The following is a 4773-nucleotide window of genomic DNA, read 5'->3' on the forward strand; positions in this document are numbered from 1 at the left end:
AAGGAGCGGTCCCTTTCTTTTTTACCTCTGAAAATCTCCTGCAAATATTTTACGCTATCGTTGCCTCGACCGCGTCAATTAGCTTTGACCGCTTGCAAGTTCATATAATGCTATGTTATAGTCTAACGGTGAAAGAAAAGAACTTGGCCAATACATAAAACACATGTACACCTAAAAGGACAAATGAGACAATTTTCATTTACAATGTCTTCCAAAAATAAAACAAAGCATTTTTTTGTCCTTATAGAACAATTGCGGTTGAATAGCAATAGGTAGGCTTAATAATGAAATCAGTACGTTCAATAATTGCAGTCGATTCCCACACCATGGGAGAACCGACAAGGGTGGTTATCGGGGGCATTCCAAACGTTCCCGGTAAAACCATGTCCGAAAAAAGGAATACATGGCATACAACCTGGACTATTTGAGGACCGCCTTGCTCCTTGAACCAAGGGGACATAGCGATATGTTCGGAGCAATAATAACCTCTCCAACGGCACCTGATGCGGATTTCGGTGTGATATTCATGGAAAGCGGCGGATACGTGAACATGTGCGGACCCAGAAAAACCGCATATAAACACGATCGACCTCGTCGAGATATTCGAAAAAGTGTCGCAAGAAGGCATGCATTACAGAAATGCCGTAATTTTTGGCGAGAAGTCGCTTGACCGCTCCCCCTGCGGTACGGGGACCTGTGCTAAAATGGTTTCCCTTTTTGCCCGAGGAGAACTCAAAATTGGCCAGGAATTCATAAAACGAAAGCATACTGGGCACACAATTCATAGGAAGACTAAAGGGAACGACAAAGGTCGCAGGCCTAGATGCAGCAATCCCTGAAATCACTGGCAGGGCCTTTGTGACCGGCGTAAGCCATTACATGATAGACGACGAAGATCCGCTAAAATATGGATTTACATTGCGATAAGAAGATATAGGCAAATTAAAACAATAGGACTTCTAAGCTGGTGACCAGCATTGAGGTCCTATTGTTTTTAATCTTTTACATCTAAATCTTTACGTACAATCCCATGCCTTCAAATCTTTCCTTGATCGCAACCAGCCTTTCCCGCGAAGGGGATTTGTGGACCGTCATCTTGTAGTCCTTGTCGAGCCTGTTGTACTTTTCGCTTACGTCGTGGAAAGGAAGCAAATCTATCTCTCTTAAGCCCTTCAAGGATGAAATGAATTCTACCATGTCGTCTACGTTATCGGGTGTATCGGTTATTCCCGGGATGACAGGAAAGCGAATTATGACGTCTTTAGCCCTGCCTGAATCCACTAAGAAGCGCAAGTTTTCCTTGATCTGGGCACTTGGGACGCCCGTGTATTTGATGTGCTCTCCTTCATCTATGAGCTTAAGATCGTACAAAAAAAGATCGACGTAATCCATTGTGGAGGCCAACACCTCACGTGAGGCAAATCCGGCGGTATCCAATGCTCTATGGATATATCTTTTTTTACATTCTTTCAACACTTCTAGCAAAAAGTCAGCCTGAAAAAGAGGCTCGCCACCGGAAAAGGTGACTCCGCCGCCCGAATTATCGAAGTACATGACATCTTTTTCTATTTCTTTCATAAGCTCCTCCACGGTATATTCCTTTCCAACGAGCTTCAAAGCACCTGCAGGACATGCGTCAGAGCAATTCCCGCAGGCTGTGCAAAGCGGTCGAAATATCCTTGGTTTGCCTTTGAACTTAATTGCCCCAGTGGGGCACACTTTCGCGCAATCCCCACAGCGCATGCACTTGTACTCAAAATACATCAGCTCTTTTCCGGGATCTATCCCCTCGGGATTGTGACACCACCAGCACCGCAAAGGACATCCCTTGAAGAACACGGTCGTTCTTATGCCGGGTCCATCGTGTATAGAGTACCTTTGAACGTCGAATATCAACCCAAGGCAACTGTTCTTTACTTCATTCATTTGTCGTAGTTTTCTCCTTTGTTTAAACCTGCTCGTATTCGGTCCTCGCTATTATCTCTTCCTGCAATCCCTTTGGCAAATTAACGAAGTAATCGCTGTAGCCGGCGACTCTTACCATCAGGTCTTGGAAGTCCTTGGGCCTTTTTTGCGCTTCCTTGAGCAGTTCGGTGCCTACGACGTTAAACTGCACGTGATGGCCGCCCATCATGAAAAAGGTCCTGATCAACTGGGCCAGCTTCCTGACGTTCTCTTCTCCTTCGAGAAGATCGGGGCTAAGCCGTTGGTTCAGTAAGGCACCGCCTGTCTTGTCCCAATCACATTTTGAAACCGACCCAAAGACTGCAGCGATACCCTTTCTGTCGCTTCCTTGGACGGGCGATATGCCTTCCGACACAGGGAAACCTGCCTTTCTGCCGTCAGGGGTAGCGCCTGTGACTTTACCAAAATAGACGTGAGCAGTGGTAGGCAAAAAGTACGCCCTTTTCGACGCCCTCCTTATGGGCGAGGGGGAGTAGCTTTCGATCATACTGACGACTTGGTCAACGAGGTCTTTGGCTATCTTGTCGGCATAATCGTCATCTTCGCCGTATTTGGGAGTTTTGTTCAATATGGTCTGCCGCAATATCTCGTTTTTGCCGGCAAAGTCGGACTTCAAGGCATCGAGCAGTTCGTCCATCTGCACAGCCCTTTTGTCGAAGACGTGATATTTGATAGATGTCAAGCTGTAGGAAATGGTACCAAGGCCTACAACCTGGAGGTACTGGGTGTTGTAGCGTGTGCCGCCGCAGTTGTAGTCCTTTGCCTTCTCCACACAATCGCAAAGCCAAAGCGACATGAAGGGAACGGGAAAATGCTTGGCAAATATGGACTCTATGATGTCATTTCCCTTCATCTTGATGTCCATAAAGTACTTAACCTGCTTCATGAAGGCATCCCATAGCTCGTCAAAGGTCTTAAAGTTTCGGGGATCTCCAGTGCTTAAGCCCAGCTTTTTGCCCGTTCGGGGGTCGATGCCTTCGTTTAAGGTGATCTCAAGTATTTTGGGCAAGTTGAAATATCCGGTTAAAATGTACGATTCCTTTCCGAAGGCTCCGGTCTCGACGCATCCGCTTACTCCTGCTGTGCGGGCATCCTCCAAGGATTTGCCCTGCCTCAGCATCTTAACGATGACACCGTCGAAGTTGAAAAATGGAGGTTCGCCAAAGCCGGGGCCTACTACCTTTAGCGCCTTTGTGACGAAACGTTCCGGATTTCTGACGCTCACCTGGACCGCGGTATTTGGCTGCAAGGTCCTCATCTCATCTAATACCTCAAGCAGCAAATAGGAGACTTCGTTGACGCCGTCAGACCCGTCCTTTTTAAGGCCTCCTATGTTTATCTTCGTGAAGTCGTTATAGGTAAAGCTTTCCTCTGCCGTGACGCGCACCTTTGGCACTGCTGGCTGATTGTTGATCTTCAACCAGAATGCCTCGAGCAGCTCTTTTGCCTGTTTTCTGGTGAGTGTCCCTTCAGCGACTTCCCTCTCGTAAAAAGGATAGAGGTGCTGATCCAGCCTTCCGGGGTTGAAGGAATCCCAGGGATTTGTTTCGTACACTATGCCCACATGGACGAACCAATAATGCTGCAAGGCCTCCCAAAAGGTCTTTGGCGCATGGGCAGGCACGTGATCGCAAATTTGGGCCATCTTTTCAAGCTCGGCCTTTCTTTTGGCGTCTCTTTCTAATTTCGCCAACTCTTGAAGTTTTTCGGCATACCTTTTAGCGTAAATCAGTATGGCATCAGCTGCGATGTCCATGGCCTTTAGCTCTTCCATCTTGTCGTAATAAGCGGAATCGGCCGGGTTTAGCGCGTTCATCTGTCTTTTTATATCTTCTTTTATGTCCAAGACGCCCTTCTCGAATATCTTTTCTCCGCCGGCACTGTGACCTGGCGCTCTTTGTTCCATGAACTCGGTCCATATGCCGGTCTCATAAGCTTCGATCCATTCTTTGGGGAGGTTGCTAAAGATAATTTCCCTGGTCGTCTTGCCCTTCCAGAAAGGAATAATCTCTTCTTCATATATATTTTTGGTATCCTCGTCGACCCTGTAGGGCATGTTTTCCCTTGTGTCTAAAACTTCCAAATCCTCAAGGTCGTGGGTACATATCTCGGGGTATGTGGGCACCTCCTGGGGTCCGGTACCGCGAAGGCCTACTATGAGCTGCCCGTCTTCTACGGGAAGGCTTACTCGCTCCATCAAATATTTGAAGGCTAGGGCGCGTCTAACGGGTTCGGACTTGCCGTCGGCTTGACCGCTTTTGTAAAACTCGGTCACAAGCCTGGCCCGTTCGCTTGATATCTTTACAGGAGCGCTGACGCTTTCTTCCCTGAGCTTCGCGATGCGCTTGCTTATAGGCCTTATTGCCGCCCTTCTTTTCGCCATTTCCCTTTCTACTCTTACTTCGGACATTTTACAAGCCTCCTGATTATCTATAACCTGATTATCTATAAAATGAACTAATTATATAGTAATTTGTAAATTTTATAATTATTTCTAATTTAATTGTATTATATGCCTTCTTAGCTCCTACTTCCACCTTTCCCAATCGATCAGACCTTCGCTCTTAGCAACGATTGTTGTCCCGGCCAGTTCGCCTGTGACATTTATACCAGTTATGCCCATATCAAGAATTACGTCTATTCCAAGAACCAAGGCAAAAGCTGCTGCAGCCGCTGTACCTGGCTCAGGATTAATTCCCAACATATTCATCGCCGCCAGCAACATTACAGGGCCTGATCCTGCAATCCCTGCTGTACCAGTTGTACCAATAGTTACCACTAAAGCAAGCAATACTTGCTGTGCCAACG

General features: G+C 47.0%; 5 protein-coding genes and 1 pseudogene. 3 read left to right on the plus strand and 3 right to left on the minus strand.

Annotated features, from left to right (window positions below):
- Positions 1-326 precede the first annotated feature (326 nt).
- From Q7P41_RS12685 to Q7P41_RS12695, 3 genes and pseudogenes are all read left to right on the plus strand, one after another.
- Positions 327-670 (plus strand): annotated as a pseudogene (locus Q7P41_RS12685) (proline racemase family protein).
- On the plus strand, positions 612-839 hold the full coding sequence (locus Q7P41_RS12690) for a proline racemase family protein (protein ID WP_369693127.1): 228 nt from the start codon (positions 612-614) through the stop codon (positions 837-839). Before Q7P41_RS12685 ends, Q7P41_RS12690 begins: the two are co-directional and overlap by 59 nt.
- Positions 784-927, plus strand: a complete 144-nt coding sequence (locus Q7P41_RS12695) for a proline racemase family protein (RefSeq protein ID WP_369693128.1) — start codon at positions 784-786, stop codon at positions 925-927. The genes Q7P41_RS12690 and Q7P41_RS12695 overlap by 56 nt, the downstream gene beginning before the upstream one ends.
- Positions 928-1008: 81 nt before the next feature.
- On the opposite strand, the gene Q7P41_RS02270 is transcribed toward Q7P41_RS12695, so the two are convergent.
- The 3 genes from Q7P41_RS02270 to Q7P41_RS02280 form a co-directional block, all read right to left on the minus strand.
- Positions 1009-1926, minus strand: a complete 918-nt coding sequence (locus Q7P41_RS02270) for a glycyl-radical enzyme activating protein (RefSeq protein WP_303881814.1) — start codon at positions 1924-1926, stop codon at positions 1009-1011.
- A gap of 22 nt (positions 1927-1948) precedes the next feature.
- Positions 1949-4375, minus strand: coding sequence for a trans-4-hydroxy-L-proline dehydratase (gene hypD / locus Q7P41_RS02275; RefSeq protein WP_303881815.1), 2427 nt, complete (start codon positions 4373-4375; stop codon positions 1949-1951).
- Positions 4376-4492: 117 nt separating this feature from the next.
- Positions 4493-4773, minus strand: a 281-nt coding sequence (locus Q7P41_RS02280) for a cation:dicarboxylate symporter family transporter (protein WP_303881817.1), incomplete at its 5' end; no start/stop codon positions are given.

Source organism: Acetomicrobium mobile (assembly GCF_937920065.1).